The sequence below is a fragment of the Cupriavidus nantongensis genome, assembly GCF_001598055.1.
In the GTDB taxonomy this organism is placed as follows: Bacteria; Pseudomonadota; Gammaproteobacteria; order Burkholderiales; family Burkholderiaceae; genus Cupriavidus; species Cupriavidus nantongensis.
Window position 1 is genome coordinate 402727 of record NZ_CP014844.1, and the last position, 26010, is coordinate 428736.

Annotated in this window: 27 protein-coding genes; 17 read left to right on the forward strand and 10 right to left on the reverse strand. The window is 68.5% G+C overall.

Features of this window, described 5'->3' with window-relative positions; translation table 11 throughout:
* The first annotated feature begins 27 nt into the window (after positions 1-27).
* On the forward strand, positions 28-240 hold the full coding sequence (locus A2G96_RS01770; RefSeq protein WP_062796220.1) for a hypothetical protein: 213 nt from the start codon (positions 28-30) through the stop codon (positions 238-240).
* 29 nt (positions 241-269) lie between these two features.
* On the opposite strand, the gene rfaE2 is transcribed toward A2G96_RS01770, so the two are convergent.
* The 7 genes from rfaE2 to A2G96_RS01805 all read right to left on the reverse strand — a co-directional run bounded on the left by rfaE2 (position 270) and on the right by A2G96_RS01805 (position 7458).
* A complete protein-coding gene (gene rfaE2 / locus A2G96_RS01775) occupies positions 270-764 on the reverse strand; it encodes a D-glycero-beta-D-manno-heptose 1-phosphate adenylyltransferase (RefSeq protein ID WP_062796221.1) in 495 nt (164 codons plus the stop codon).
* A 361-nt stretch (positions 765-1125) separates the two neighbouring features.
* Entirely contained in the window at positions 1126-1989 is an 864-nt protein-coding gene (locus tag A2G96_RS01780) for a ferritin family protein (protein ID WP_062796223.1), read from the reverse strand.
* A gap of 201 nt (positions 1990-2190) precedes the next feature.
* Positions 2191-3468, reverse strand: coding sequence for a patatin-like phospholipase family protein (locus A2G96_RS01785; protein ID WP_062796224.1), 1278 nt, complete (start codon positions 3466-3468; stop codon positions 2191-2193).
* A 38-nt stretch (positions 3469-3506) separates the two neighbouring features.
* Entirely contained in the window at positions 3507-4343 is an 837-nt protein-coding gene (locus A2G96_RS01790; RefSeq protein ID WP_062796225.1) for a PhaM family polyhydroxyalkanoate granule multifunctional regulatory protein, read from the reverse strand.
* Between the two features lie 65 nt (positions 4344-4408).
* Positions 4409-5242 carry an enoyl-CoA hydratase/isomerase family protein gene (locus A2G96_RS01795; RefSeq protein WP_062796227.1) on the reverse strand — a complete coding sequence of 278 codons (834 nt, stop codon included), beginning with the start codon at positions 5240-5242 and terminating at the stop codon, positions 4409-4411.
* A 118-nt stretch (positions 5243-5360) separates the two neighbouring features.
* The gene (locus A2G96_RS01800; RefSeq protein ID WP_062796229.1) at positions 5361-6341 is read right to left on the reverse strand and encodes a fumarylacetoacetate hydrolase family protein; all 981 of its coding nucleotides are present in this window, start codon (positions 6339-6341) and stop codon (positions 5361-5363) included.
* 109 nt (positions 6342-6450) lie between these two features.
* Complete coding sequence (locus A2G96_RS01805) at positions 6451-7458, reverse strand: Bug family tripartite tricarboxylate transporter substrate binding protein (protein WP_062796231.1); 1008 nt, start codon at positions 7456-7458, stop codon at positions 6451-6453.
* Between the two features lie 179 nt (positions 7459-7637).
* Here A2G96_RS01805 and A2G96_RS01810 point away from each other — a divergent pair, with 179 nt between their 5' ends.
* The 4 genes from A2G96_RS01810 (at position 7638) to A2G96_RS01825 (ending at position 10926) form a co-directional block, all read left to right on the forward strand.
* A complete protein-coding gene (locus A2G96_RS01810) occupies positions 7638-8471 on the forward strand; it encodes an IclR family transcriptional regulator (RefSeq protein WP_062796236.1) in 834 nt (277 codons plus the stop codon).
* A 58-nt stretch (positions 8472-8529) separates the two neighbouring features.
* A complete protein-coding gene (locus A2G96_RS01815; RefSeq protein WP_231909607.1) occupies positions 8530-9546 on the forward strand; it encodes a DUF3108 domain-containing protein in 1017 nt (338 codons plus the stop codon).
* A 53-nt stretch (positions 9547-9599) separates the two neighbouring features.
* Positions 9600-10442, forward strand: coding sequence for an alpha/beta fold hydrolase (locus A2G96_RS01820; RefSeq protein WP_062796238.1), 843 nt, complete (start codon positions 9600-9602; stop codon positions 10440-10442).
* A 226-nt stretch (positions 10443-10668) separates the two neighbouring features.
* On the forward strand, positions 10669-10926 hold the full coding sequence (locus A2G96_RS01825) for a BTH_I0359 family protein (protein WP_012351433.1): 258 nt from the start codon (positions 10669-10671) through the stop codon (positions 10924-10926).
* Between the two features lie 105 nt (positions 10927-11031).
* Here the strand turns inward: A2G96_RS01825 and A2G96_RS01830 are convergent, their stop codons facing one another.
* Entirely contained in the window at positions 11032-11424 is a 393-nt protein-coding gene (locus A2G96_RS01830; RefSeq protein ID WP_018006652.1) for a rhodanese-like domain-containing protein, read from the reverse strand.
* A gap of 221 nt (positions 11425-11645) precedes the next feature.
* On the opposite strand from A2G96_RS01830, the gene A2G96_RS01835 reads away from it, so the two are divergent.
* The 5 genes from A2G96_RS01835 to A2G96_RS01855 all read left to right on the forward strand — a co-directional run bounded on the left by A2G96_RS01835 (position 11646) and on the right by A2G96_RS01855 (position 17654).
* On the forward strand, positions 11646-12707 hold the full coding sequence (locus A2G96_RS01835; RefSeq protein ID WP_062796240.1) for a homocysteine S-methyltransferase family protein: 1062 nt from the start codon (positions 11646-11648) through the stop codon (positions 12705-12707).
* 18 nt (positions 12708-12725) lie between these two features.
* Positions 12726-15473, forward strand: a complete 2748-nt coding sequence (gene metH, locus A2G96_RS01840) for a methionine synthase (RefSeq protein ID WP_062796242.1) — start codon at positions 12726-12728, stop codon at positions 15471-15473.
* A gap of 262 nt (positions 15474-15735) precedes the next feature.
* Positions 15736-16197 carry a hypothetical protein gene (locus A2G96_RS01845; protein ID WP_062796245.1) on the forward strand — a complete coding sequence of 154 codons (462 nt, stop codon included), beginning with the start codon at positions 15736-15738 and terminating at the stop codon, positions 16195-16197.
* Between the two features lie 361 nt (positions 16198-16558).
* A complete protein-coding gene (locus A2G96_RS01850) occupies positions 16559-17191 on the forward strand; it encodes a response regulator (RefSeq protein ID WP_018006648.1) in 633 nt (210 codons plus the stop codon).
* A gap of 55 nt (positions 17192-17246) precedes the next feature.
* Positions 17247-17654: a response regulator gene (locus A2G96_RS01855; RefSeq protein ID WP_062796247.1), complete on the forward strand. Its 408-nt coding sequence runs from the start codon at positions 17247-17249 to the stop codon at positions 17652-17654.
* A gap of 24 nt (positions 17655-17678) precedes the next feature.
* Here the strand turns inward: A2G96_RS01855 and A2G96_RS01860 are convergent, their stop codons facing one another.
* Positions 17679-19082 carry a sensor histidine kinase gene (locus tag A2G96_RS01860; RefSeq protein WP_062796249.1) on the reverse strand — a complete coding sequence of 468 codons (1404 nt, stop codon included), beginning with the start codon at positions 19080-19082 and terminating at the stop codon, positions 17679-17681.
* Between the two features lie 343 nt (positions 19083-19425).
* Here A2G96_RS01860 and A2G96_RS32165 point away from each other — a divergent pair, with 343 nt between their 5' ends.
* Together A2G96_RS32165 and A2G96_RS01865 are read left to right on the forward strand one after the other, a co-directional pair.
* Positions 19426-19593 carry a DUF1328 domain-containing protein gene (locus A2G96_RS32165; RefSeq protein ID WP_010812883.1) on the forward strand — a complete coding sequence of 56 codons (168 nt, stop codon included), beginning with the start codon at positions 19426-19428 and terminating at the stop codon, positions 19591-19593.
* Positions 19594-19646: 53 nt separating this feature from the next.
* Entirely contained in the window at positions 19647-20078 is a 432-nt protein-coding gene (locus tag A2G96_RS01865; protein WP_062796251.1) for a DUF883 family protein, read from the forward strand.
* Positions 20079-20291: 213 nt separating this feature from the next.
* Here A2G96_RS01865 and A2G96_RS01870 read toward each other — a convergent pair whose 3' ends face one another.
* Positions 20292-20615 (reverse strand): DUF1840 domain-containing protein, encoded by a 324-nt coding sequence (locus A2G96_RS01870; RefSeq protein ID WP_062796253.1) that lies wholly within the window; start codon positions 20613-20615, stop codon positions 20292-20294.
* A 277-nt stretch (positions 20616-20892) separates the two neighbouring features.
* Here A2G96_RS01870 and argS point away from each other — a divergent pair, with 277 nt between their 5' ends.
* The 5 genes from argS (at position 20893) to A2G96_RS01895 (ending at position 26010) form a co-directional block, all read left to right on the forward strand.
* Positions 20893-22680 carry an arginine--tRNA ligase gene (argS, locus tag A2G96_RS01875; protein ID WP_062796255.1) on the forward strand — a complete coding sequence of 596 codons (1788 nt, stop codon included), beginning with the start codon at positions 20893-20895 and terminating at the stop codon, positions 22678-22680.
* Positions 22681-22780: 100 nt separating this feature from the next.
* A complete protein-coding gene (locus A2G96_RS01880) occupies positions 22781-23494 on the forward strand; it encodes an SPOR domain-containing protein (RefSeq protein WP_062796257.1) in 714 nt (237 codons plus the stop codon).
* A 137-nt stretch (positions 23495-23631) separates the two neighbouring features.
* Positions 23632-24267 (forward strand): thiol:disulfide interchange protein DsbA/DsbL, encoded by a 636-nt coding sequence (locus A2G96_RS01885; protein ID WP_062796259.1) that lies wholly within the window; start codon positions 23632-23634, stop codon positions 24265-24267.
* Positions 24268-24368: 101 nt separating this feature from the next.
* Positions 24369-25175, forward strand: a complete 807-nt coding sequence (locus tag A2G96_RS01890) for an SDR family oxidoreductase (RefSeq protein WP_062796261.1) — start codon at positions 24369-24371, stop codon at positions 25173-25175.
* A 1-nt stretch (position 25176) separates the two neighbouring features.
* On the forward strand, positions 25177-26010 hold the full coding sequence (locus tag A2G96_RS01895) for a helical backbone metal receptor (protein WP_062796263.1): 834 nt from the start codon (positions 25177-25179) through the stop codon (positions 26008-26010).

Consider the following 26010-nt stretch of genomic DNA (forward strand, 5'->3'; position numbering starts at 1 on the left):
TACGTCCCTACCTCCAGCCGATTCCCCATGATCACCCGCTCCCTGAGCATCGCATTGCTGTTGCTGCTGCTTGCCAACGCGGTGCTGCTGGCCGCGGTGCTGGGTGCGTTCGGCGCGCAGCCGCTGTCGGGCTGGTTCGAATCGCCGCGCGAGCCGCACCGGCTGGAGCAGCAGGTGCGGGGCGAGCGCATGCGGCTGCAAGCGCCGCCGGCCACGCCGGCGTCGGCGCCGGGCGCTTAGTGCGGGCCAGATAATGCAGGCGCGGCGGCTCAGCCGCCCTGGCGCACCCTGGTCAGCAGCTTGGTGGTCGAGCGATCGTGCAGGAAGGGGATGGCGTAGGCCTGGCCGCCCCAGCTGCGCACCAGCCGGGTTTCTTCGAGCGTATCGATATCGTAGTCGCCGCCCTTGACGTAGATGTCGGGGCGCACCAGCCGGATCAGCTCCACCGGCGTCTGTTCGCGGAACATCGCCACCAGGTCGACCGACGCCAGCGCGGCCAGCAGCGCCATGCGGTCCGACTCATGGTTGAGCGGGCGGTCGTCGCCCTTGCCCAGCATCTTCACCGAGGCATCGCTGTTGACCCCGACCACCAGGCTGGCGCCGAGCGCGCGCGCCTGCGCCAGGTAGGTGGCATGGCCGCGATGGAGGATGTCGAAGACGCCGTTGGTAAACACCAGCGGGCGCGGCAGCGCGGCGATGCGCGCGGCCAGCGCGGCGGTGTCGTCGGCGGGAGTCAGCTTGGATTCGAAGGCGGGTACGGACATGGATCGGGACATGGGGTAGGTGGAGGCCGGCACCATGGCGGAGCCGGCGCGCTTGCCCGAATGGTACCTGTTCTTGCAGCGGGCTCCGCGCCGGCGCTGGCCGGTTCGGTCGCGGCACGTCCAGGATGTAGTAACCGGCTACTACCTGCGAAGCCTCTGGTGCGCTTATCATCCGCGGCACCGAATTTCCGGGAACAGGAAAACGGCGTTGTACCCTACCCGCCAGGGCCGGACCCGATCCGGCATGCCGCTGCGGGCCGCATTTGTCGGGAATGCGTGAAGGTAGAAAAAGAAGACAGAAAAATGCCCCGCTTCGGCGGGGCATTTTTTTCGTCCGGTTTTCTCGTCCCGTTCGGGCCGCTCAGGCCTGCGCCGGGCGGGCCGCGCCGGCGCCTTGCAGGCTGGCGTTCAGCTCCTTGCGGTAGCGGTTCAGGTCCTGCACGCTTTCGAAGGTGCGCTCGAACAGCAGCGACATGTTGTGCAGGATCCGTTCGATGACCTTCTTCTCCCAGCCTTCGTCGAAGCGGATCTGCTCGTCCAGCCATTTCTCGAGCCAGTCGGGGTCCGGCAGGCGCGACTGCACCGTGTCGTTGGGGAACAGCGCCTTGTTGACGTGCAGGTTGGTCGGGTGCAGCGGCTTCTCGGTGCGGCGCGCCGAGGCCATCAGCACGCCGATCTTGGCGAAGGCCGCGCGCGCGCTGTCGCCGAACTGCGCCAGGTATTTCTTCATGTAGCGCAGGTAGGCGCCGCCGTGGCGGGCTTCGTCCTGCGACAGGGTGCGGTAGATATGCTTGATCACCGGTTCGGTGTGCCATTCGGCGGCACGGCGGTACCAGTGGTTCAGGCGGATCTCGCCGCAGAAATGCAGCATCAGCGTTTCCAGCGGGGGGGCCGGGTCGAACTCGAAGCGCACCGCGTGCAGTTCTTCCTCGGTCGGCACCAGGTCCGGGCGGAAGCGGCGCAGGTACTCCATCAGCACCAGCGAATGCTTCTGTTCCTCGAAGAACCAGATGCTCATGAACGCCGAAAAGTCAGAGTCGTGGCGGTTGTCGCGCAGGAACATCTCGGTCGCGGGCAGGGCGGACCATTCCGTGATCGCATTCATGCGAATGGTCTTGGCCTGGTCGTCCGTCAGCATGCTGGCGTCGAAGGACTCCCAGGGGATGTCCTTGTCCATGTGCCAGCGGACGGCTTCCAACGATTTGAACAGTTCGGGGTAGAGCATGGTAAGCCTTTGAAATTACGGGCAGATTCTACCAGATGCGAATTATTCTCTTCTCTCCTTTTTTAGGCCGGAGCGGGGCAAATATGCAACGCCGGGCGGGGTTTGCCGGCGCCTTCTGCATTTTCCGGGCGATCAGCGCCGCGGCGGCGGGCCAAAGTGCCAGCGCGGGCGCCTGTGTGACCGTCATGTGACGGCGGCAACTCAGGGAGAGACTGCCTGCTCGGCCGCGTGGTCGCCAGTGTCGGGCGCGGCCGGCGCCGTGCCGGGGACGATGCCGTAGAGGAAGGCCGCCAGCTCGTCGGCCTGGGCTTCGGCGTCGCGCTCGCCCAGCGCGATCAGCGCCTGCGTAAAGGCCGGCTCGAACAGCAGGTAGCTGGCGAACGCGGCGCCGCGCGCCTCGGTGCCGCCCAGCGGCGCCAGCAGCGCGCGCACGGTGCGCGGCAGCTGCTTCTGGTGCTCGGCGGCGATGGCCTCGATCGGCTCGCTGGGCGCCACCGTCATCACCTGCACCGGGCGCCAGCCCTCGCGGTCGCCGGCCACCTCGGGCATGCGCGCCAGCAGCCGGTTGATATGCAGCAGCCGCTCCAGGTCGGCGTTCAGGCCGTCCAGGAAGATGCTGGCCAGCGCCTGGCCGCCCACCTGCGCCAGCGACGGATAGCCGCCGCCCGGCATGGTGTCGAACCAGCCCGAGCGCTGGCGCGAGGCCGCGCCGATCGCCAGGATGCGCGACGCGCCCAGGTGGATCGCCGGCGACAGCGGCGACATCTGGCGCATGGTGCCGTCGCCGAACCACTCGTGGTGGCCATCGAGTTCCAGCGGCATGGCCGGGAACAGGAACGGGATCGACGACGAGGCCAGCAGGTGGTCCACCGTGATCTGCGCCGGCACCGCGATGCGCTGGCTGCGGTGCCACGGATGGATGCGGTGGTGCGACTGGTAGAAGGTCACATGGCGCCCGGTGCTGTACGACAGCGCCGTCACCGCGAACGCCTGCAGCGCGCCGCTGTCGAGGCTGGCCTGCACCCGCGCGGGCTCGAACAGCTCGCCCAGCATGCTGCCCAGCGGGGTGTTGTCGAACAGCGCGCGCGGCGCGCGCCGCTGCGTGGCCCAGCCCAGCGCCAGCGTCGACAGCCAGCGCGCGCCCGACACGCCCACGCGCAGCACATCGGTGCGGTAGACCTCGTCGGCATGGATGCTGTGCCAGAGCGCGCCCAGGCTCTGCGTGGCAGCCTCGAAGTCGCCGGCATGGATGGCCAGCCCCGCGCCGTTGATGGCCCCGGCCGAGGTGCCGGCGAGGATGCCGAACGGCAGCGCGGCCTGCGCCTTGCCGTGGCGCGCGGCGATACGCGCCACGCCGTTGAGCACGCCGGCCTGGTAGGCGGCGCGCGCGCCGCCGCCCGTCAGGATCAGCGCGGTGGCGGCGGGGTTTGGCGTGGAGGCGGGCGCCGCAGGGGGCAGCGGCAGCGAATCGCGATGCATGGGCGGTTGGGGGAAGGGGGCGTCAGGCAGCGGCGGGATCAGTTGGTGACGCTGCCGCCCGTGCCGTTGCTGCTGCCGTTGCCGCCATTGCCACCCTCGGCCTCCCGCGCCGGCCTGGCCTTGACCGGCTTACTGGCAGCCGCTTTCTTCGTCGGTGCTTTCTTTGCCGGCGCCTTCTTCGCTGCAGGGCCGGCGGTGCCAGCCGCCGGCGGCTTGCCGGCTGCCGCGGTATTCGGTTTCTCTGCGCCGGACTGGGTGGTGCCGGCTGGCGTGGCGGCGCCGGCGGCGCCAAAGCCGCCCATGCCGCCCATGCCGCCCATGCCGAACGGCACCATGCTGGCCGCCGCGGCGCTGCTGGCAATCTGGTTGAACTGCTGTTGCAGCATGTCCCACCACAACGCGGCGTTGGGCGCCGGAGCGGCATCGGCGTCGGTGGAAGCCGCCTGCGACGGCTCGGCGGCCGGCGGCTCGGGCTGCGCGGCGCTGCCCGTGTCCGCACTGGTACCGGAGCCGGTATCCGCGCCGGTGCGTTGCGGCGCCTCGGCGCTGGGCGCGTTGGCGGCGCGCGCGACGTTTTCCATCGCCGATTGCATCGCCTCGGGCGACAGCGCGTTGCCGAAGGTCTGCAGCGCCACCAGCGTGGCACGCTGCACTTCCAGTCCCTGGATGGTGGTGCGCAGCAGGTTGGTGTTGAGCTGCAGCCAGCTTTCGACCGCCTTCAGGTCGGCGATGCGCTTGTCGAGGTCTTCCAGGTCCATCGGCGGCGTCATCGCCTGCAGGCCGGGCATCAGGCCGGCAGGCATGCCTGCGCCGCCGCCCCATAGCCGGCGCATGAAGTCGAAGCCGTTGGTGAAATCGGGAATCTGTCCGAACATGGTCGCGCGCTCCGTGTGCGGCGCAGCCGGGTGCCCGGACCTCCGGGAGCGCGGCTGCGTCGTCGTTACCTGAACTGAGGCGGCCGCTTTTCGCGCAGGCTCGCCATGCCTTCGTGCACGTCGGGGCCGGCAAAACCCATGAATTCGAGCGCCAGCGAGGTATCGAAAGCGGGGCCGGCCATGCGCAGCCAGTTGTTGAGGGCGTACTTGGTCCAGCGGATCGCGCTCTGCGACCCTGCCGCCAGCCGGTTGGCCACCTCGAACGCGCGCGCCACCAGTTCGTCCTCATCCACCGCCAGCGAGACCAGGCCGATCCGCTCGGCCTCTTCGCCGCTGACCGACTCGCACAGCATCAGATAGTACTTGGCCTTGGCCATTCCGCACAGCAGCGGCCACACGATCGCGGCATGGTCGCCCGCGGCCACGCCCAGCCGGGTATGGCCGTCGACGATGCGCGCGCTCTTCGCCGCGATCGAGATATCGGCCAGCAGTCCCGCCACCAGCCCGGCGCCGACGGCCGGGCCGTGCATCGCCGAGACCACCGGCTTGTCGCAGTTGATGACGTTGTAGACCAGGTCGCGCGCCTCGTGCCAGACCCGCGTGCGGGTGTCGAAGTCGTTGGCCATGTCCTCGACCAGCGCGAGGTCGCCGCCGGCGGAGAAGCCCTTGCCCTCGCCGCGGATCAGCGCCACGCGCACCTCGGGGTCGGCGGAGACGTCGCGCCAGATCTCGGCCAGCTCGCGGTGCATGCTGGCGTCGGCGGTGGCCAGCTTCTGGTTGGCCGACTGGGCCGCGCCCATGACGATTTCGAGGATCGGGCCGTGGCGGCGCAGGGTCAGTGCGCGGTAGCGCTCGTAGCGTGGCGACAGCGTGGAGGTGTCAGCGGAGGGCGTGGTCATGGGGGCCTTTGAAGTGGACGCCAGCGCGGGCGCCGGACGCATGGTTAATTTACCAACCGATCGGTCGGTTAATTATATGCAAATCCGGCGCGCGGCTGCGTGCGCGGCCCGGCCCGCCTCAGGCAGCCGCCACCAGCTGGTCGATCGCGCCGAACACCGAATGGCCCTGCGCGTCGAACATCTCGATCTTGACCGCGTCGCCGAACTTCATGAATTCGGTCACCGGCTTGCCTTCGTCGATGGTCTCGAGCATGCGCTTCTCGGCGATGCAGCAGTAGCCCTTCTTGCGGTCGACGTTGGAGATCGTGCCCGAGCCGACGATGCTGCCGGCGCGCACGTTGCGGGTCTTGCAGATATGCGCGATCAGCTGGCCGAAGTCGAACACCATGTCGGTGCCGCAGTCGGGCTGGCCCACTTTCTTGCTGTTCCAGTGCACGGTCATCGGCAGGTGCACCTTGCGCTCGCGCCAGGCCTCGCCCAGCTCGTCGGGGGTCACCGCGACCGGCGAGAACGCCGTCGCCGGCTTGCTCTGGAAGAAGCCGAAGCCCTTGCCCAGTTCGGCCGGGATCAGGTTGCGCAGCGACACATCGTTGGCCAGCATCACCAGCCGGATGGCCTCGCCGGCCTGCTCCGGGGTGGCGCCCATCTTCACGTCGCCGGTGATCACCGCGACCTCGGCCTCGAAGTCGATGCCGAAGGCCTCGCTGGCGCAGACGATGTCGTCGTGCGGGCCGAGGAAATCGTCGGAGCCGCCCTGGTACATCAGCGGGTCGGTCCAGAACTCGGGCGGCATCTCGGCACCGCGCGCCTTGCGCACCAGCTCGACATGGTTGACGTAGGCCGAGCCGTCGGCCCACTGGTAGGCGCGCGGCAGCGGCGCCATGCAGTCCTTCGGCGCGAACGGGAACGGATGGCGCGCGCGGCCGCCGTTGAGCGCGTCGTACAGGTCCTGCAGCTGCGGCGCGTAGAACTGCCAGTCGTCGAGCACGGTCTGCAGCTTGCCGGCGATGTCGGTGGCGAAGTGCGCGGTCTTCAGGTCGCGCGACACGACCACCAGCTGGCCGTCGCGCGAACCGTCCTTCAGGGTTGCGAGTTTCATGGGATGCGGTAGGGATCGGGGGGCCTGCCGGGCAGGCGCGATGGGCGCTAGTATGGGCGCTAGTATGGGCGCTTGTATGGGCGCTAGTCTAACGCGGCGCGCGCGCCGCTCAGTCGACCGTGATGCCCTTGGCCTTGATCAGCTTGCCCCAGCGCTCGGCCTCGGCACGCGCGTAGCTGGCGAATTCCTCGGGCGTGCTCGACACCGCCTCGACGCCCACGCCTTCCAGCTTCTTCTGCACCTCGGGCGTCTTCAGCGCCTTGACCAGCTCGGCGTTCAGCCGCGCGACCACGGCCTTGGGCGTGCCGGCCGGCGCCACCATGCCTTGCCAGGCGTAGGCCTCGAAGCCGGCCACGCCGCCTTCGGCGACGGTCGGCACACTCGGCAGCACGGTGAGCCGCCTGGGCGTGGCCACGCCCAGCGCGCGCAGCTTGCCGGCCTGAACGTTCTGCTGGCCCGAGGCCAGGTCCAGGAACATCAGGTCGACCTGCCCCGCGAGCAGGTCCTGCACCGCGGGCGCGGCGCCCTTGTAGGGCACGTGCGTCATCCTGACCCGGGTCTGGTCCATGAACAGCTCCATCGCCAGGTGGTGCGGGCTGCCGGCGCCCGGCGAGGCAAAGTTGACCTTGCCCGGGTGCTTCTGCGCATAGTCGATCGCTTCCTTGAGCGTGCGCGCGGGGAAATTCGGGTTGGCCACCAGCACCAGCGGGAAGCGCGCCAGCTGGCCGATATAGACGAAATCCTTGTCGGCGTTGTACGGCAGCTTCTTGTACAGCGACGGGTTGGCGGCCAGCGTGGCGGTATCGGCGGTCAGCACGGTGTAGCCGTCGGGCCTGGCATGCGCCACCGCATCGGCCCCGACAATGGTGGCGGCGCCCGGCCGGTTGTCGATCACCACCTGCTTGCCCAGCCCCGCCGTGATCGCCTGGGCCACGGTGCGCGCGACCACATCGGTGCCGCCGCCGGCGGGGTAGGGCACGACCCAGCGGATCGGCTGCGACGGCCAGGTGTCGGCGCGCGCGGGCGCGCTGGCGGTGCACAGCAGGGCAAGCAGGGGAGCAGCGGCGAGGGCTGCGACGGCGGCGAGGGCGGGGCGGAAGTAGCCAGGGGGGCGCATCGGTGGTCTCCATGGTAAAACGGGGCCCGGTGTTGGCGGGCTGCACTGCGCCCGCCGGCCAGGTCTGTAGCGGAGAAAGTCTACCGAGCGCTTAAAAATTGGTAAATCGATTTCGCTATAGTAAATTTACCTAGGATTTTTCCCTCCCCCAGCCAGCAGGCACACGCCCTGCCACCCGCATGTCAGAGATCGAAGAAGAAGACGCCAAGCTGCGTTCCGGCATCCAGTCCATCGAGGTGGGCTTCAGGCTGCTGCAGGCGCTGGCGGCATCGCCGCGCGCGATGATGCTGCGCGACCTGGCCGCCGCCGCCGACATGAACCCGGCCAAGGCCCACCGCTACCTGGTCAGCTTCATGCGGCTGGGCGCGGTGGCGCAGGACCCCGTCAGCGGGCGCTATGACCTGGGGCCGTTCGCGCTGCAGCTGGGGCTGGCCGGGCTGAACCGCCTCGACCCGGTCAAGAAGGCGCGCCCGATCCTGTCGCAGCTGCGCGACGAGCTGGACCTGACCGCCGGCATCGCGGTGTGGGGCAACCACGGTCCCACGGTCGTGCACTGGGAGGAGTCCAGCCATCCCGTGACCGTCAGCCTGCGACTGGGCGATGTGATGCCGATGCTGAACTCCGCCACCGGCCGGCTCTACGGCGCCTACCTGCCGCGCAAGCAGACCCTGCCGCTGATCGAGCGCGAACTGGGCGCGCGCGGCCATGACGGCGTGCCCGACATGCCGCGCACGCTGGCCGACTACGACGCGATCTGCGCCGAGGTGCGTGCACACGGTGCCGCGCGCACGCTCGGCGGCGTGCTGCCGGGCATCAACGCGTTCTCGATGCCGGTGTTCGACGCCAACGGCCATCTCGCCATGGGGCTGATCGTGCTGGGCGCGCAAAGCATATTCGATGCAGAATGGGGCGGTACGATGGATCGCCGCGTGCGCGCCATCGCCCAACAGCTCTCATCGGAACTCGGCTACCTTGGTGCCGCCACGCCGGCCGGACAAACCGGCCCCGCCTGAACCTGACGCCCGCCGCGGCGCGGATCCCCGCGTCTGGCGCCGGCGCCGCTGGATCTTTGTGATTGCGCTGGTGCTGCTGGTCCACCTGCTGGCGGTGGTGGGCCTGGTGCGCATGCCCGGTCCGCTGATCCCGGTCGATGTCAGCAATACGCCCACGTTGGAAGCCGTATTGCTGCCGCCGCCGGCGCCGCCCGCCCCACCCAAGCCACGCCCGATCGCGCGCGCGCCGCGCCCGCAGCCCAAGCCCGCGGCACCGCGGCCTGAACCGGAGGTGCCCGCCCCGGCCCCCGCTCCCGAGCCAGCGCCGCCGCTTGCCACCAGCCCGCAGGGCGCTACCGAGATGGCTGCCGGCACTGGCGGCGAAGGCAGCGTGGCGGCGCCCACAGCCGCCGCCGCGCCGGCCCCGTCCGGCGGGCCGCAGGGCGGCGTCAACGGGGTGCGCTACAGCGCGCCGCCGTCGGCAACCATGCATTACGCCAGCTTCGTCAACGGCGTGCAGAATCCGGACGGCCTGATTCGCTGGGAGCAGGACGGCAGCCGCTACCGGCTTGCGGTCGAGACGCGCGTGCTGTGGTTCCGCTTTGCCTTCCAGAGCAGCGGCGCACTGGCCGAGCAGGGACTGTTGCCGGAACGCTACGAAGAGCGCCGCCGCAACAAGGTCGAGGCCTCGCGCATCGACACCGCGGCCGGCACCGTGGCCTTTGCCTCGGGCGCGCAGGCGCCGTTCCCGCCCGGCGCGCAGGACCGCTTCAGCGTCTTCCTGCAGCTGGTGGGGCTGGTGCGCGGCAATCCGCAGCGCTACGTCACGCCCGGTGTGACGGAATCGTTCCAGGTGGCCGACACCCGGGATGTCGAACCGATGCAAGTGCAGTATGTTGGAGAGGTCGAGGTCGACACCGGCCAGGGCGTGGCGCGCGCCAAGCACTTTGTGCGGCTGCCGCGCCGCGCCAACGACCGGCGCCGTGTCGAGGTCTGGCTGGCGCCGTCGCTTGGCTGGATGCCGGTGCGGCTGCGCCAGACCGAGCCCGACGGCACCCAGATCGACCTGGTGTACCGCGGCAAGGAAGGACCGTAGCGCCGCAGGTTTGCGCATTCCCAACGCATGCTTGACCGAAAGGAGTCCCAGCCATGACCGTTGCCACGCCGCCCACCGAAACCCGCCGCATCCATGCCGACGGCGCCGACCTGCACGTGCGCCTGGACGGCGCCGACGGGCCCTGGGTGATCCTGACCCATGCCCTGGCGGCCGACCATACGCTCTGGGACATCACGGCCCGGCACCTTGCCGGCCGCTACCGCGTGGTGCGCCCGGACCTGCGCGGCCATGGCGCCAGCGATGCCCCGCTCGGCCCCTACACCATGACGCGGCTGGCCGACGACGTGGTCGCCGTGATGGATGCGCTGCAGATTCCGCAGGCGCACTTCTGCGGCATCTCGGTCGGCGGCATGATCGGGCAGAGCATGGGGCTGCGCCATCCGGAGCGGCTGCTGTCGCTGACGCTGGTCGCGACCAATAGCCAGACGCCGATGGAAGCCCACCCGATGTGGCACAACCGGATCGGGCAGGCCGAGGCCCACGGCATGGCGGGACTCGCCGATGCCACCCTCGGGCGCTGGCTGACGCCGGCGTTCCATGCGTCACATCCGGACGAAGTGTTGCGTATCCGCGACATGCTGGTGGCGACTCCGGTACGTGGATACGTGGGTGTAGCCGAGGCCATCATGGCTTTCGACCTGGCGGGCGCGCTTTCCCGCATTCATTGTCCTACGCTGGTAGTAGCGGGCGAGCAGGACCAGGGCGCTACCGTGGCGATGGCCCAGAGCATTGCCGCGGCGATTGCCGGGTCACGGCTCGAGGTGGTGCCGCAAGCGGCGCACCTGGTGCACGTGGAGCAGCCGGAACGCTTCCACGCCGCGCTGGACGCCTTCCTCGGGAGCGCCGCATGCGGGGGCCAGTGCGACGTTCCGTGACAAGCAACACACTGATGTTCCAGGCTCAAGAAACTTGTTGCATTGGCCGATGCCCAATTCATGTAAGGCAGAAAATCGTGGCAACGTGGTGACAGGCAACCAGTAACTTGATTTACCGCCGGTCACCCCAAGTTTGGAGGTAAAGCCGCGGCGCCCCCTCATGGCAACAACTGAGGCAAGAACCACAAGGGCGAGCCGCCCATCCATGACGCCCAGGAGGTGTGCCATGCAAATGATCTATAACAGCGACAACTACTGCATCGTCGAGTTCGGTGCGGATGTCGAGCAAGCGCCGCTCGAATTCGGCGGCTACGAAATCGTCGACAAGAACCTGAAGCGCGAGATTTTCCTTGGCGGCCAGCTTGCCGAGAGCTTCCGTGCGGATGTGAAGCGGCTGATCGAAAGCGAGCCGTCGGTGGAGGAGGTCGATGACTTCCTCGGCAAGTTCGACAACGTGATGACGCACCCGCTGGTGATGCACTGAGCGGCTTCGCCGGGCCGGCGCCCCGAGCCGCGCACGCCCGGTTTCGCGACGGATACCAAGCCCGCTTCGGCGGGCTTTTGCTTGCTTGCGGCCGAATGCGATGGCTCAGTACTGCTCCCAGGGCAGCCCGTCGTGGCGCCAGCCGTTGAGCGTGTTGCGGTGGCGCTCCGCGTCGAGGTCGCCCTCGAAGCCGTGCAGCACGAACCGGACGTTGGAGAACCCCGCGCCCTCGAGCGCGCGGGCCGCCGCGGATGAGCGGTTGCCGCTGCGGCAGATCAGCAGCACCGGCCGCGCCGACGCCTGCCCGGCGAGCTTCTTCACCATCTGCACGAAATGCGGGTTGACCTCCCAGTCCGGGCCATCGTTCCAGGGCACGTTGTGCGCGCCCTTGGGATGGCCGACGAACAGGTATTCCATCTCGCTGCGGCAGTCGATGAAGAGCGTCTCGGGCGATTGCGCCAGCAAGGCGTGGGCGTCGGTCGGGGACAGGTGTTGCATGGTCGGAAGCGGGACGAAGGGGGCGCGGAAGGGGTGCGGCGCAGGCCGCCGGACGGTGATGTTTACGTCTCTCAGTGTAGGCGCCGGAGCGTCCGGCAGGCAACCGACGGCGCCCGCAAGGCCTTGATACACCTGATAAAATCGCACCTCTTTGGCCGCCATCGGCCACCGCGGCCTACCGTCGAAGCTCCGCCGGCCCCGCCTTTCCAGAGTTCCCCGCCATGAGTGCCCCTGATTCCCGCGCGGCCGCACCGCGCCCCTACACCCGGGCTGCCGAGCTGCCCCGGCTGCTGCAAGAACGCATCCTGATCCTGGATGGCGCCATGGGCACCATGATCCAGCGCTACAAGCTGAGCGAGGCCGACTACCGCGGCGAGCGCTTCGCCGACCACAAGGTCGATGTCAAGGGCAACAACGAACTGCTGCTGCTGACGCGCCCGCAGGTCATCAGCGAGATCCACGAGCAATACCTGGCCGCCGGCGCCGACCTGATCGAGACCAATACCTTCGGCGCCACCCGCGTGGCGCAGGAAGACTACAAGATGGCCGGGCTGGCGTACGAGATGAACGTCGAGGCCGCGCGCCTGGCGCGCGCCGCCTGCGACAAGTACAGCACGCCCGACAAGCCGCGCTTCGTCGCCGGCGCCTTCGGCCCCACGCCCAAGACCGCCAGCATCTCGCCCGACGTCAACGACCCCGGCGCGCGCAACGTCACCTTCGAGGAACTGCGCGAGTCGTACTACGAACAGGGCAAGGCCTTGCTCGAAGGCGGTGCCGACGTGTTCCTGGTCGAGACCATCTTCGACACGCTCAACGCCAAGGCCGCGCTGTTCGCCATCGACCAGCTGTTCGAGGACACCGGCGAGCGCGTGCCGGTGATGATCTCCGGCACCGTCACCGATGCCTCGGGCCGGATCCTGTCGGGCCAGACCGTCGAGGCGTTCTGGAACAGCCTGCGCCACGCGCGGCCGGTCACCTTCGGCCTGAACTGCGCGCTCGGCGCGACGCTGATGCGTCCGTATATCGCCGAGCTGGCCAAGATCTGCGACGCCGCGGTGTCGTGCTACCCCAACGCGGGTTTGCCGAACCCGATGAGCGACACGGGCTTCGACGAAACCCCCGAGGTCACGTCGTCGCTGGTGGAAGAGTTCGCCGCCTCCGGGCTGGTCAACCTGGTCGGCGGCTGCTGCGGCACCACCCCCGAGCATATCGCCGCCATCGCCCAGCGCGTGGCCGACAAGAAACCCCGCAGCTGGCCCGGCCAGTACCGCGACGCCGCCTGAGCCCGAGAGCCCGACAACATGAGCGACAACCAACTGCCCCCGCGCCCGATGCGCCTGTCCGGCCTCGAGCCCTTCACCATCGACGACGACACGCTGTTCGTCAACGTCGGCGAGCGCACCAACGTGACCGGCTCCAAGGCCTTCGCGCGCATGATCCTGAATGGCCAGTTCGACGAGGCGCTGGCGGTGGCGCGCCAGCAGGTCGAGAACGGCGCGCAGATCATCGACATCAATATGGACGAGGCCATGCTGGACTCGAAGGCCGCGATGGTCCGGTTCCTGAACCTGATCGCGTCCGAGCCCGACATCGCGCGCGTGCCGATCATGCTGGATTCGTCCAAGTGGGAAGTGATCGAGGCCGGCCTGCAGTGCGTGCAGGGCAAGCCGGTGGTCAACTCGATCTCGCTGAAGGAAGGCGAGGAACAGTTCCGCCACCATGCCGAGCTGATCCGCCGCTACGGCGCCGCTACCGTGGTGATGGCCTTCGACGAGCAGGGCCAGGCCGACACCTTCGCGCGCAAGACCGAGATCTGCAAGCGCAGCTACGACATCCTGGTCAATGAAGTCGGCTTCCCGCCCGAGGACATCATCTTCGACCCGAACATCTTCGCGGTCGCGACCGGCATCGAGGAACACAACAACTACGCGGTCGACTTTATCGAGGCCACGCGCTGGATCAAGCAGAACCTGCCGTACGCCAAGGTCAGCGGCGGCGTCTCCAACGTGTCGTTCTCGTTCCGCGGCAACGACGTGGTGCGCGAGGCCATCCACACCGTGTTCCTGTACCACGCCATCGCGGCGGGCATGGACATGGGCATCGTCAATGCCGGCCAGCTCGGCGTGTACGACCAGCTCGACCCCGAGCTGCGCGAGCGCGTCGAGGACGTGGTGCTGAACCGCCGCGACGATGCCACCGACCGCCTGCTGGAGATCGCCGACAAGTTCAAGGGCGGCGGCGCAAAGAAGGAAGAGAACCTGGCCTGGCGCGGCACGCCCGAGCAGCCGGTGCCGGTGGCAGAGCGCCTCGCGCACGCGCTGGTGCACGGCATCACCACCTTTATCGTCGAAGACACCGAGGAAGCGCGCCAGCAGATCGCCGCGCGCGGCGGCCGCCCGATCGAGGTGATCGAAGGCCCGCTGATGGACGGCATGAACATCGTCGGCGACCTGTTCGGCGCCGGCAAGATGTTCCTGCCGCAGGTGGTCAAGAGCGCGCGTGTGATGAAGCAGGCGGTGGCGCACCTGCTGCCCTTCATCGAGGAAGAGAAGCGCCTGCTGGCCGAGGCTGGCGGCGACGTCAAGGCGCGCGGCAAGATCGTGATCGCCACGGTCAAGGGCGACGTGCACGACATCGGCAAGAACATCGTCTCGGTGGTGCTCCAGTGCAATAACTTCGAAGTGGTCAACATGGGGGTGATGGTCCCGTGCAACGAGATCCTGGCCAAGGCCAAGGTCGAGGGCGCGGACATCGTCGGGCTGTCCGGGCTGATCACGCCGTCGCTGGAAGAGATGGCCTACGTCGCCTCCGAGATGCAGCGCGACGACTACTTCCGCGTGAAGAAGATCCCGCTGCTGATCGGCGGCGCGACCACCTCGCGCGTGCATACCGCGGTCAAGATCGCGCCCAACTACGAAGGCCCGGTAGTGTACGTGCCGGACGCATCGCGCTCGGTCAGCGTGGCGTCGAGCCTGCTGTCGGACGAGGGCGCGGCCCGCTACCTGGACGAGCTGAAGAGCGACTACGAGCGCATCCGCACCCAGCACGCCAACAAGAAGGCCACGCCGATGGTGACGCTGGCGCAGGCGCGCGCCAACAAGACGCCGATCGACTGGAGCCGCTACGTGCCGCCCAAGCCGAAGTTCATCGGCCGCCGCGTGTTCCGCAACTACGACCTGGCCGAGCTGGCCAACTACATCGACTGGGGCCCGTTCTTCCAGACCTGGGACCTCGCCGGCAAATTCCCCGACATCCTCAACGACGAGATCGTGGGGGAATCGGCGCGCAAGGTGTTCTCGGACGGCAAGGCGATGCTGTCGCGGCTGATCCAGGGCCGCTGGCTGACCGCCAACGGCGTGATCGCGCTGCTGCCGGCCAACACCGTCAACGACGACGATATCGAGATCTACACCGACGAGAGCCGCAGCAAGGTTGCGCTGACCTGGCACAACCTGCGCCAGCAGAGCGAGCGCCCGGTGGTGGATGGCGTGCGCCGGCCCAACCGTTGTCTCGCGGACTTTGTCGCGCCGAAGGACAGCGGCATCGCCGACTATGTCGGCGTGTTCGCCGTCACCGCGGGCCTGGGCGTCGACAAGAAGGAAGCGCAGTTCGAGGCCGACCACGACGACTACAGCGCGATCATGCTCAAGGCGCTGGCCGACCGCCTCGCCGAAGGCTTCGCCGAATGCCTGCACGAGCGCGTGCGCAAGGACCTGTGGGGCTATGACGCCGCCGAAGCGCTGAGCAACGACGAGCTGATCGCCGAGAAATACCGCGGCATCCGTCCCGCGCCTGGCTATCCGGCCTGCCCCGAGCACACCGTCAAGGGGCCGATGTTCGAATTCCTCGACGCGGCCGAGATCGGCATGGGCATCACCGAATCGCTGGCGATGACGCCGGCGGCTTCGGTCAGCGGCTTCTACCTGGCGCATCCCGAGTCGACCTACTTCACCATCGGCAAGATCGGCCAGGACCAGCTCGACGACATGGCGGCCCGCCGCCACGAGGACCGCGCCGCGCTGGCGCGCGCGCTCGCGCCCAACCTGTAACCGGGTGCGACGCCCGGGAGGCAACGGCGGCGGCGGTGCCCCGCCGCCAGCCCTTTGATGGAGCAGGAAAAGCGCAGCGAATGGCCCGCACGGCGCCACCAGGGTGGCGTGCGGGCCGCCTCACAACTCCTTACAGTGCCTTTCAACTGCTCACAGACCGCCGCAGTCCGGCTCCCTAGACTGAGGGCTCGATACACGCAATCACCAGCGTGATCACCGCGGCGAATTGTTCGCCGTGGGGCATCCTGAAAGGAGTCTGTCCATGAAGAAACTGCTGCTCTCCCTGTCCGCACTGTCGATCGCCGCGGCTTCCTCGCTGGCCATGGCCCAGGGCACCGGCGCTGCCGTCGGCGCCAAGGCCGATGTCGGTGCCTCGGTGACCACGCCTTCGCCCACCGCGGCGGCACAGGGTGGCCTGAACGCCGTCGGCGGCGCCGCCACGGGTGCCGCGGGCGCGGCCGAGAAAGGCCTGTCGACCGCCGGCGCGGCGACCGACAAGGGCCTGTCGGCAGCGGGCACGGCGGCTGACAAGGGCCTGTCGACCGCGGGCGCCGCCGTCGACAAGAGCGCCGGCGCCGCCGCCGACGCCACCGGCGCGGCCAAGGCAGAGGCCGGCAGCAAGGCCAAGCATGGCAAGCACGCCGCCAAGTCGACCAAGAAGTCGAAGGCCGACGCCAACGTGGGCGTCAGCGCCGGCGCCGAAGCTGGCGCGAAAGCGCAGTAAGCACCCGCGCAGTAAGCACCGGCGCAGTAAGCACCCGGATAGTCGCTTGCAGTACTAGCCCCAGCCTCTACCGGTGCCGGCCGCGCCAGGCTCCTTCCAGGGAAGTTCACGGGCCTGACGCGCCGCAGCAAAGCGGGACGGATCTGATCCGTCCCGCTTTGCTTTTGTGGCAGCCGAAGTGCGCCCGCAGCATGACCGCGGCATGCCCCCAACCCGCCTTGCCGCCACGCCGCATTGTCAGCCTGACACCGACAGCCCGGGCGCGCGCGCGGCACTACAATGACAACATCGCAAGCGGTTCCGCCTGCACCCGACGTGCACCGGGCCGAAGTGCCGGTCCGTTAAACCCGTGGAGCCCCACATGATCCGCGTCCTGATCGCCGACGACCACGAGATTGTGCGTGCCGGGCTGCGTCAGTTCATTTCCGAAGAGCCCGATATCCAGGTGACCGGCGAGGCCGGCAGTGGCGACGAAGTCATGGCGCAGCTGCGCGATGCCGAGTTCGACGTGCTGGTGCTGGACATCTCGATGCCGGACCGCAATGGCATCGACGTGCTCAAGCTGATCCGCCAGCGCAAGCCCGACCTGCCGGTGCTGATCCTGTCGACATACCCGGAAGACCAGTACGCGATCAACCTGATCCGTGCCGGCGCGTCCGGCTACCTGACCAAGGAAAGCGCACCCGACGACCTGGTCAAGGCGATCCGCACGGTGGCGCAGGGCCGCCGCTATGTCAGCGCCACGGTGGCCGACCTGCTGATCGGCGGGCTCGACAAGCCGACCGAGCAGCCGGTGCACCAGATGCTGTCCGAGCGCGAGTTCCAGATCTTCTGCAAGCTGTCGCGCGGGCAGTCGGTGTCGGTGATTGCCGACGAGCTGTTTCTCAGCGTCAAGACCGTCAGCACCTACCGTTCGCGCATCCTGGAGAAAATGGGCATGAAGACCAACGCCGACCTGACCTACTACGCGATCAAGAACGGCCTGGTGGAATAGCAGTTCAATCGCGGCCCCGCGCGGGCCGCCCCGGAAGGGACCCGCAATACAAAATATGTCGGAGCAGGATTCGAACACTTCCTACCGGGCGCTGAACGTGCTGCTGATTGAAGATTCGGCGGTTCTGCGCGGCATGCTGCTCGAATACCTGAAGGATTTCCCGTTCGTCGAGAACGTCGACTGGGCCGATACCGAAGCCCTGGCGCTGCGCCTGCTCGCCGCCGGCAAGTACGACGTCGCCATCGTCGACCTGCAGTTGCGCCAGGGTAACGGCATCAACGTGCTGCGCGCGATGCAGCGCGCCGGCACCGGCACCGTGCGCATCGTCTACACCAACCATGCCCAGCTCGAGATGTACCGGCGCCAGTGCGCCGAGGCCGGCGCCGATTATTTCTTCGACAAGTCGCTCGAGCTGGAGCAGGTGTTCCGCGTGATCGAGGAACACGCCGCGCTGCAGGGCTGACGCATCAGGCGCATTCAGGCGCATTCAGGCGCGTGCGGGTTCGGGGCTCTCGGGCTCTTCGACTGGCGCCAGCACCGATGCGGTCAGCGGCACCTCGATCCGGATCCGGACCCCGGCATCCGGCGACGAATCGATCTGCATGCTGCCGCCCAGCGCGGTGACGCGCTGCTCCATCCCCAGCAGGCCGTGGTGGCCGGCCGTGCTGCCGGCATCGAAATCCGGCGGCAGGCCCTTGCCGTCGTCGCGCACGGTCAGCGTCAGCAGTTCGCCCTGGCATGCCAGCGAGACCTCGACGTGCCGGGCCTGCGAATACTTGCTGGCATTGGTCAGCGATTCCTGCACGATGCGGTACAGCGCGATCGCGGCTTCGTCGCGCAGCGCCGGCAGGTCTTCGGGCACGCTGACGTCGGTCTCCCAGTTGTTGCGCGCGCCCACTTCCTCGACCAGTTGAGTGACTGCCGCGCGCAGGCCCAGGTTGAGCAGCACGGTGGGGCGCAGGTCCTCGATCAGGCGGCGCTTGATCTGGATGCCCTGGTCCACGTGCAGCATCACGCGCGTCAGGCGCTCGGCCGCCACCGGCTGGTCCGCCTGTACCTTGCGGCGCACCCAGTGCAGGTCCAGCTTGATCGCGGTCAGGATCGCGCCCAGTTCATCATGCAGTTCGCGCGCGAGCCGGGTCTTCTCGTCTTCGGTCACGCGCTGCAGGTGGCCCGCCAGCGCCGACAGCTGGCGCGTGCGCGCGCGCACCTTGCGGTCCAGCCGCACGCTTTCCTCTTCCAGCTGGGTGCGCACCGCCTCGGCCATCGCCAGCCGCTTGGCGTGGCCGATGCCGACCGCCATCAGCAGGATGATGTTGATGGCGGTGAGCAGGCCGATGCCGTAGCGCGACAGCTGCACGTCGTTCTCGGCGCCCTCGAGCCGATGCGAGACCGCGCCGGCCTCGCGCGCCTGCAGCTGGTCGAGCCCGCGGCGCGCGTTGTCCATGGTCTGCTTGCCGTAGTCGGTGCGGATCAGGTCCAGCGCCACTTCCAGGTCGCGCTTGCCGTACACCAGCGTCAGCGCCATCTCGTTGAGCTTGCTGTTGACCAGCTTGGAGGTGTCGCCGAACTGCTTCAGGCCTTCCGGGTCGTCGGCGTAGCCTGCGCGGATCTGCGCCATCAGCTCGGCGATGCGCGGCAGCGCCTTGTAGTACGGTTCCAGGTAGCTTTCCTTGCCGGTCAGCAGGAAGCCGCGCTGGCCGGCTTCGGCATTGACCAGCTCGCCGTTGAGCGCGGCCAGCTCGGTCTGCAGCCGCTGCGAGCGGATCACGTCGGTATAGCTTTCGCGCAGGCGGATATTGCCGGTTTCCGACGCCACCAGCACCGCCAGGGTCAGCAGGATGCCGCCCGCCAGCAACAGCGTGTGAGGGAGAAATGACTGCTTGAACATGGGGCAATTCCTATCGTGAAGGCGCGCTCGCCCGCCGCGGCGCCAAGGGAGGGCTCATGGAATCACATCGACCGCCATGGGTCAACCCGGCGCCCGCGCCGCCGGCGGTTCCGTGGGCCGATTCCTGCGCGGCACGACAGCCCCGGCGCGCGTGTCGCGCGGGGCGGCGTGGCCCGCGGCAGGCGTTGTAGGACTCGGCTGACACCGGAATCGGCAGCCGGTCGGTATTGGCACGAAGCACGGCTTTCTACGATGAGGCTATGAGCTTGCACCCGTTGGCGCAAGCCTCACATGGGCCCAGCCAGTGCGCCTGGCCTGGTCCGAAATCTTCGGGAGCCTAGCCATGCTGCAATATGCACTCGTATTTTTCGTCATCGCCCTGATCGCCGCGATTTTCGGCTTCGGCGGGATTGCCGCCGGCGCCGTGGAAATCGCCAAGATCCTGTTCTTCATCTTCCTGGTCGTGGCGCTGGTTGCCGCGGTGATGGGACTCGTTCGCAGGGGACGATAAAGCCGGCGCAAGCCGGCATCACGCCCTCGTCGACCCGAACCTGAGGAGACCGTATGCTGACGCAGAACCCTAAAGTCCGGAAGGAACTGAACCACCTGTCCGACAGTGCCGACAGTGCGATCCGCCATATCAAGCATGCCGCGCGCGATACGCGCGAGGCCGCGGCGCCGGTGTCCAGCGAAGTCAAGTCGCTGATCTCGCAGCTCGAGCACACCATTCAGGTGCTGGCGCGCGAGGGCTCTGCCGAGAGCCTGCAGGCCGGCCATCGCCTGCGCGAACGCGCTAGCGAGATGGCGCATCGCCTGCGTGCCCAGACCGCCGACGGCATGATGCGCGCGCGCGAACGCGTGGATGGTGCGGTGGTGCACGCCCAGCACCGCGTGGCCGAATCCCCGCTGAAGGCGGTGGCGATCGCCGCCGCCGTCGGCGCGGTGATCGGGCTGCTGCTGGCCAATGGGCGGCACCACCATGCCGATGAGGAATAACCAGGGAATAGCCAGGGAATAACCGCGGACTCAGCAGACAAGCGTTGATGCGGAGCCCGGCTGGCGCGCCAGCCGGGCTCCGCCGGAATTCCCCCCTTTCCGGAACCCTCGTCCGGAAGCCCGGCCGCCAAGTTGTGGTGCCGGGTGTTTTTTTATCCGCGGGCGATGGACTGGCGCGCAGCGGCACTCAGCGCCTTGCGGCCAGCAGACGGTTCAGACTCCCCAGAGGACATTGGCGCCTTCGCGCTGCGAGGCGCGCAGCATGTCGAGGAAGGGATAGGCGCGCTGCCCCAAGTGCAGCGGCTCTTCCTCTTCTTCCTCGGCATCGGCTTGGGCCTCGACCGCCGTGTCGGCCGGGTGCGCGCGGCGCGCATCGGCCACGGCCGCCTCGAGCTTGTGGATTGCGTGCGGCAGTTCGTCGACGGTGATCACCCCCCGTTCCCCGAGATGCTTGCCGATGATGCCCAGGAGCGTCACGGCCAGATCCTTCATCATGATCAGGTCCTGCGCGGCGTGGGATTTGAAGGTGATCAGCATGATGGTTTTTCCTTTCACGGAGAACGGTGGGCGGCGTCCCCGGGGCGGGATGCCGCGCCGGTTCGGGCACGGTCTGGCGCGGCCGCCGGAGCCGATTGTGGTCCGTGGCCGTCCTTGCGCATGATGTCAGCATAGCACCTGATAAAATTGCGCGTTCCCGATTCCCATGCCTGCCACGCGGCGCGGCGTTGATTCGCCGTCACTTGCCGTGGTCGTGGCGCCGGCGCAGCCCGCGGGGCCTGCGCCTGAATACCAGCCCACAGGGCTTCCGACATCCATGCTGCCTGTTCAGACCTCCAATCTTGCCGCCGCGTTCACCGATGCCGTGCGTGCGCTCGCCCCGGCCGATGCCATCTTGCCCGCGGTCACCTTCGAGCGGCCCAAGGTGGCCGCCCATGGCGACCTCGCCTGCAATGTCGCGATGCAGGTCGCGCGCGCGCTCAAGAGCAATCCGCGCGAGCTGGCGCAGCGCATCGTCGCCGCGGTGCAGGCCGACGAGCGCGCGCAGGCGCTGGTCGCGACCATGGAGATCGCCGGCCCCGGCTTCATCAACCTGCGCCTGACGCCGGCGGCCAAGGCCGAGGTGCTGCGCGCGGTGCTGAACCAGGGCGACCACTACGGCGCGCGCGAACGCGGCGTGCATGGCCAGGTGCTGGTGGAGTTCGTCTCGGCCAACCCGACCGGCCCGCTGCACGTCGGCCACGGCCGCCAGGCGGCGCTGGGCGATGCGCTCGCCAACCTGCTGTCGTGGCAGGGCTGGCACGTGCACCGCGAGTTCTACTACAACGATGCCGGCGTGCAGATCCAGACCCTGGCGCTGTCGGTGCAGGCGCGCGCGCGCGGCCTGAAGCCGGGCGATGCCAGCTGGCCCGAGGCCGCCTACAACGGCGACTACATCGCCGACATCGCCGCCGACTTCCTTGCCGGCAAGACCGTCAGCGCGTCCGACGGCGAGCCGGTGACCGCGTCGGGCAACGTCGAGGACATCGACTCGATCCGCAGGTTCGCCGTGACCTACCTGCGCAACGAGCAGGACATCGACCTGCAGGCCTTCGGCGTCAAGTTCGACCGCTACTACCTGGAGTCGTCGCTGTACAGCGACGGCCGCGTCGACGCCGCGGTGCAGTCGCTGATCGGTAAAGGCAAGACCTACGAGAGCGAGGGCGCGCTGTGGCTGCGCACCACCGACGACGGCGACGACAAGGACCGCGTGATGAAGAAGAGCGACGGCACCTATACCTACTTCGTGCCGGACGTGGCCTACCACACCACCAAGTGGGAGCGCGGCTTCACCAAGGTCATCAACGTGCAGGGCAGCGACCACCACGGCACCATCGCGCGCGTGCGCGCCGGCCTGCAGGGCCTGGACATCGGCATCCCGCAGGGCTATCCCGACTACGTGCTGCACAAGATGGTGACCGTGATGAAGAACGGCGAGGAGGTCAAGATCTCCAAGCGCGCCGGCTCCTACGTCACCGTGCGTGACCTGATCGAATGGTCCAACGGTGGCGACGAGACCATCCGCGGCTGCCTGGACCAGGGCGTGGCCGACTGGCCCGCGCACTTCACCCGCGGCCGCGACGCGGTGCGCTTCTTCCTGCTGTCGCGCAAGGCCGATACCGAGTTCGTGTTCGATGTCGACCTCGCGCTCAAGCAGAACGACGAGAACCCGGTGTACTACGTCCAGTACGCCCATGCCCGTATCTGCTCGATCTTCGAGTCGTGGGGCGGCGCGGACTGGGAAGCGCGCCTGGCCGAGCTGGCGGGCGCCGACCTGGCCGCCGTGACCGGCGCCGAAGCCAGCGCCCAGGCGCTGGCGCTGGGACAGCGCCTGGCCGAGTTCCCGGACATGCTGGCGGCCGCCGCGTCGGAACTGGCGCCGCACGCGGTGGCGTTCTACCTGCGCGACCTGGCCGGCGACTTCCACGCCTTCTACAACGCCGACCGCGTGCTGGTCGACGACGAAGCCGTCAAGCGCGCCCGCCTGGCGCTGCTGGCCGCCACGCGCCAGGTGCTGCGCAACGGCCTGGCGGTGATCGGCGTGTCCGCCCCGCGCCGCATGTAAGCGCGCCAGCGACGCACGGGGCCAGCCGGCCCCGGGGACGATCCAGTGCGGCCGGCGGCGGCACTGGCTCTATAATCCCGGCATCACCGAAGAGGACTTCATGCAACAGCAACGCAAGCGCGAGTCGCGCAATGTCCGCCGCAGCCAGCAGCGCGGCGGTACGTTCCTGGGCCTGGTGCTCGGGCTGATCGTCGGGCTGGCCATCGCCGTGGTGGTCGCCCTGTACATCACCAAGTCGCCGACGCCGTTCCAGCAGAAACATGCCCCCCGGCCGAGCGAGCCCGGCAACGTCACCAGCCAGCTGCCGGCTCCGGCCCAGCGCGCCGACGAAGGCCCGAGCGACCCCAACAAGCCGCTGTGGAGCAAGACCCCGGCCAAGCCGGTGGGCCAGGCGCCGGAGCCCGAGCCCAAGCAGAACGGCCAGCCGCCGGTGGCGACCCGCCCGGCGGAGAAGCCGGTGGACAAGCCGCTGGACAAGCCCGTCGAGAAGCCGGCCGACAAGCCGCTCGCCACCAAGCCCGCCGAGAAGCCGGTGTCGGACCCGATCGCCGAGATCGCTCAGGCCGACGCGCACAAGGTGGGCTACCTGCTGCAGGTGGGCGCGTTCCGCTCGTCGGACGACGCCGACCGCCAGAAGGCCAACCTGGCGATGCAGGGCTTCGAGGCCCGCATCACCGAGCGGGACGTCAACGGGGTCAAGATGTACCGGGTGCGCCTGGGGCCGTACAACCGCATCGAAGACATGAACAAGGCACGCGACCGGCTGCAGTCGTCCGGTTTCGAGGCCTCGGTGATCCGCTTTACCAAGCAGTAGGCGGCACCGCTTAATACCCGGTAACCGCCGCAACACCGCAGCAACAGGTTCCCGCCAGTAGCGGCGGGCGCGCCGATGAACCGGGTGCCGCCGCCGCTGTCATACGCTCATCGTCCAAACCGCAAGGCCGTTCTCAAATGAAAAAACTCGCCGCACTGTTCGCCATGTTCGCCGCCGTGGGCGGCCTGCTGATGTCCGCCCCGTCGCAGGCGGCACCCACCGAAGGCAAGGAGTACCAGGTCCTGAAGACGCCCCAGCCGGTCGCGGCGGGCAAGATCGAGGTGACCGAGTTCTTCTGGTATGGCTGCCCGCACTGCTATGACTTCGAGCCCGACCTGGAAGCCTGGGTCAAGAAGCAGGGCGGCAACGTGGTGTTCAAGCGCGTGCCGGTCGCGTTCCGCGATGACCTGCTCCCCCACACCAAGATCTTCTACGCGCTGGAAGCCATCGGCAAACTCGACGCCATGCACAACAAGGTCTTCAGCGCCATCCACACGGAGCGCAAGCGCCTGACCGACACCAACGAGATCGCCGATTTCATGGCCAAGAACGGTGTCGACCGCAAGGCCTTCCTGGATGCGTACAACTCGTTCACGGTGACGACCAACTCGCAGCGCGCCAACAAGATCGCCGACGCCTACAAGATCGACGGCGTGCCGACCGTGGTGGTGCAGGGCAAGTACGTGACCTCGCCGTCGATCGCCGGCAACAAGCAGGGCGCGGTGCAGACCATGGATTACCTGGTGGAGCAGATCAAGGCGAAGAAGATGTGATTTGCTGAGGGTTTGCTCCCATCCAGGAGCAAGAACCTGTGGCAAGCCAAACGGCTGGTATCCTGTACCAGCCGTTTTTTTTATTCAGAGTTCCCGCCCTCATGCGTCCCCTCAAAGTCTTCCTCACCGGCGCCTCCAGCGGCCTGGGCCAGGCGCTCGCACGCGAGTACGCCGCGCAGGGCGCCATCCTGGGCCTGGTGGCGCGGCGCGAGGACGCGCTGCGCGAATTCGTGGCGACGCTGCCCAACCCCGGCGCGGTGCGCGTCTATGGCGCCGACGTGCGCGATGCCGAGGCGATGGCGCGCGCGGCGCAGGACTTCCTTGCCCATTTCGGCTGCCCGGACGTGGTGATCGCCAACGCAGGGGTCTCGGTCGGCACCGTCGCCAGCGAGCGCGAGGACCTGGACGCCTTCCGCCAGGTGATGGACACCAACTGGTTCGGCGTGCTGACCACCTTCCAGCCGTTCCTGCACGCGATGCAGGCGCGCGAGCCCGGCCACTTCGGGCGGCGCGGCACGCTGGTGGGCATCGCCAGCGTCGCCGGCGTGCGCGGACTGCCGGGCGCGGGGGCCTACAGCGCTTCCAAGTCGGCGGTGATCAAGCTGCTCGAAAGCCTGCGGCTGGAGCAGCGCCGCCACGGTATCGGCGTGGTCACGATCGCGCCCGGCTATATCCGCACGCCGATGACCGCGCACAACCCGTACCGCATGCCGTTCCTGACCGATGCCGACGTGTTCGCGCGCAAGGCCGTGCGCGTGATCGCGGCGGGCCGGCGTTTCCGCGTGATCCCGTGGCAAATGGGCGTGGTGGCGGCGCTGTTGCACGTGATGCCGCGCTGGCTGTACGACGCGCTCGCCGCGGGCGCGCCGCGCAAGCCGCGCCGTGCCGACGCACCCCGGGAGCCCTGAGATGTGGCGCGACGCCATCGGCCAGCAGCATGCCGCCGCCACCGGCGTGGTGCGGATCGCCTCGCTGGTGCCGTCGGTAACCGAACTGCTGTTCGCGCTCGGGCTGGCGCGGCAGATGGTGGCGCGCACCGGCTTCTGCATCCATCCGGAACCGGCGGTGCGTGCCGTGCCCAAGGTGGGCGGCACCAAGGACGTCAACGTGGCGCGGCTGCGCGAGCTGGCGCCCACCCATGTGGTGGTCAATATCGACGAGAACCGGCGCGAGACGGTCGACGAGATCCGCGGCTTCGTGCCCAACGTGATCGTCACCCATCCATGCGCGCCGGAAGACAACCTCGGGCTGTACCGGCTGCTGGGTGGCATCTTTGGCTGCCATGCCGAGGCCGAGGCCCTGTGCGCGGCGCTGCAGGCGCAACTGGATGCGATCCGCGTGCGGCCATGGCCGCCACGGCGCGTGCTCTACGCGATCTGGCAGGACCCGTGGATGACGGTGTCGCGCGACACCTATATCAGCCGCATGCTGGCGCTGGCCAACTGGCAGACCTGGCCTGGCGGCGCGGATACCTTGCAGGCCTGCGAAGGCGGCGACTGCAGTCGCCCCAATGCGCCCGGCGAGCGCTATCCGACCTTCCGCTGGAGCGATGCGCTGGTGCGCAAGCTCGACCTGGTGCTGCTGTCGACCGAGCCCTACCGCTTTACCGAAGACCATGCCGACGCGCTCGAACGCCAGCTCGGCAAGCCGGTGCTGCTGGTCGACGGCGAGATGCTGTCCTGGTACGGCAGCCGCGCCGTCGACGGGGTGCGCTACCTGGCGGCGCTGGCGGCCGCCAACTGA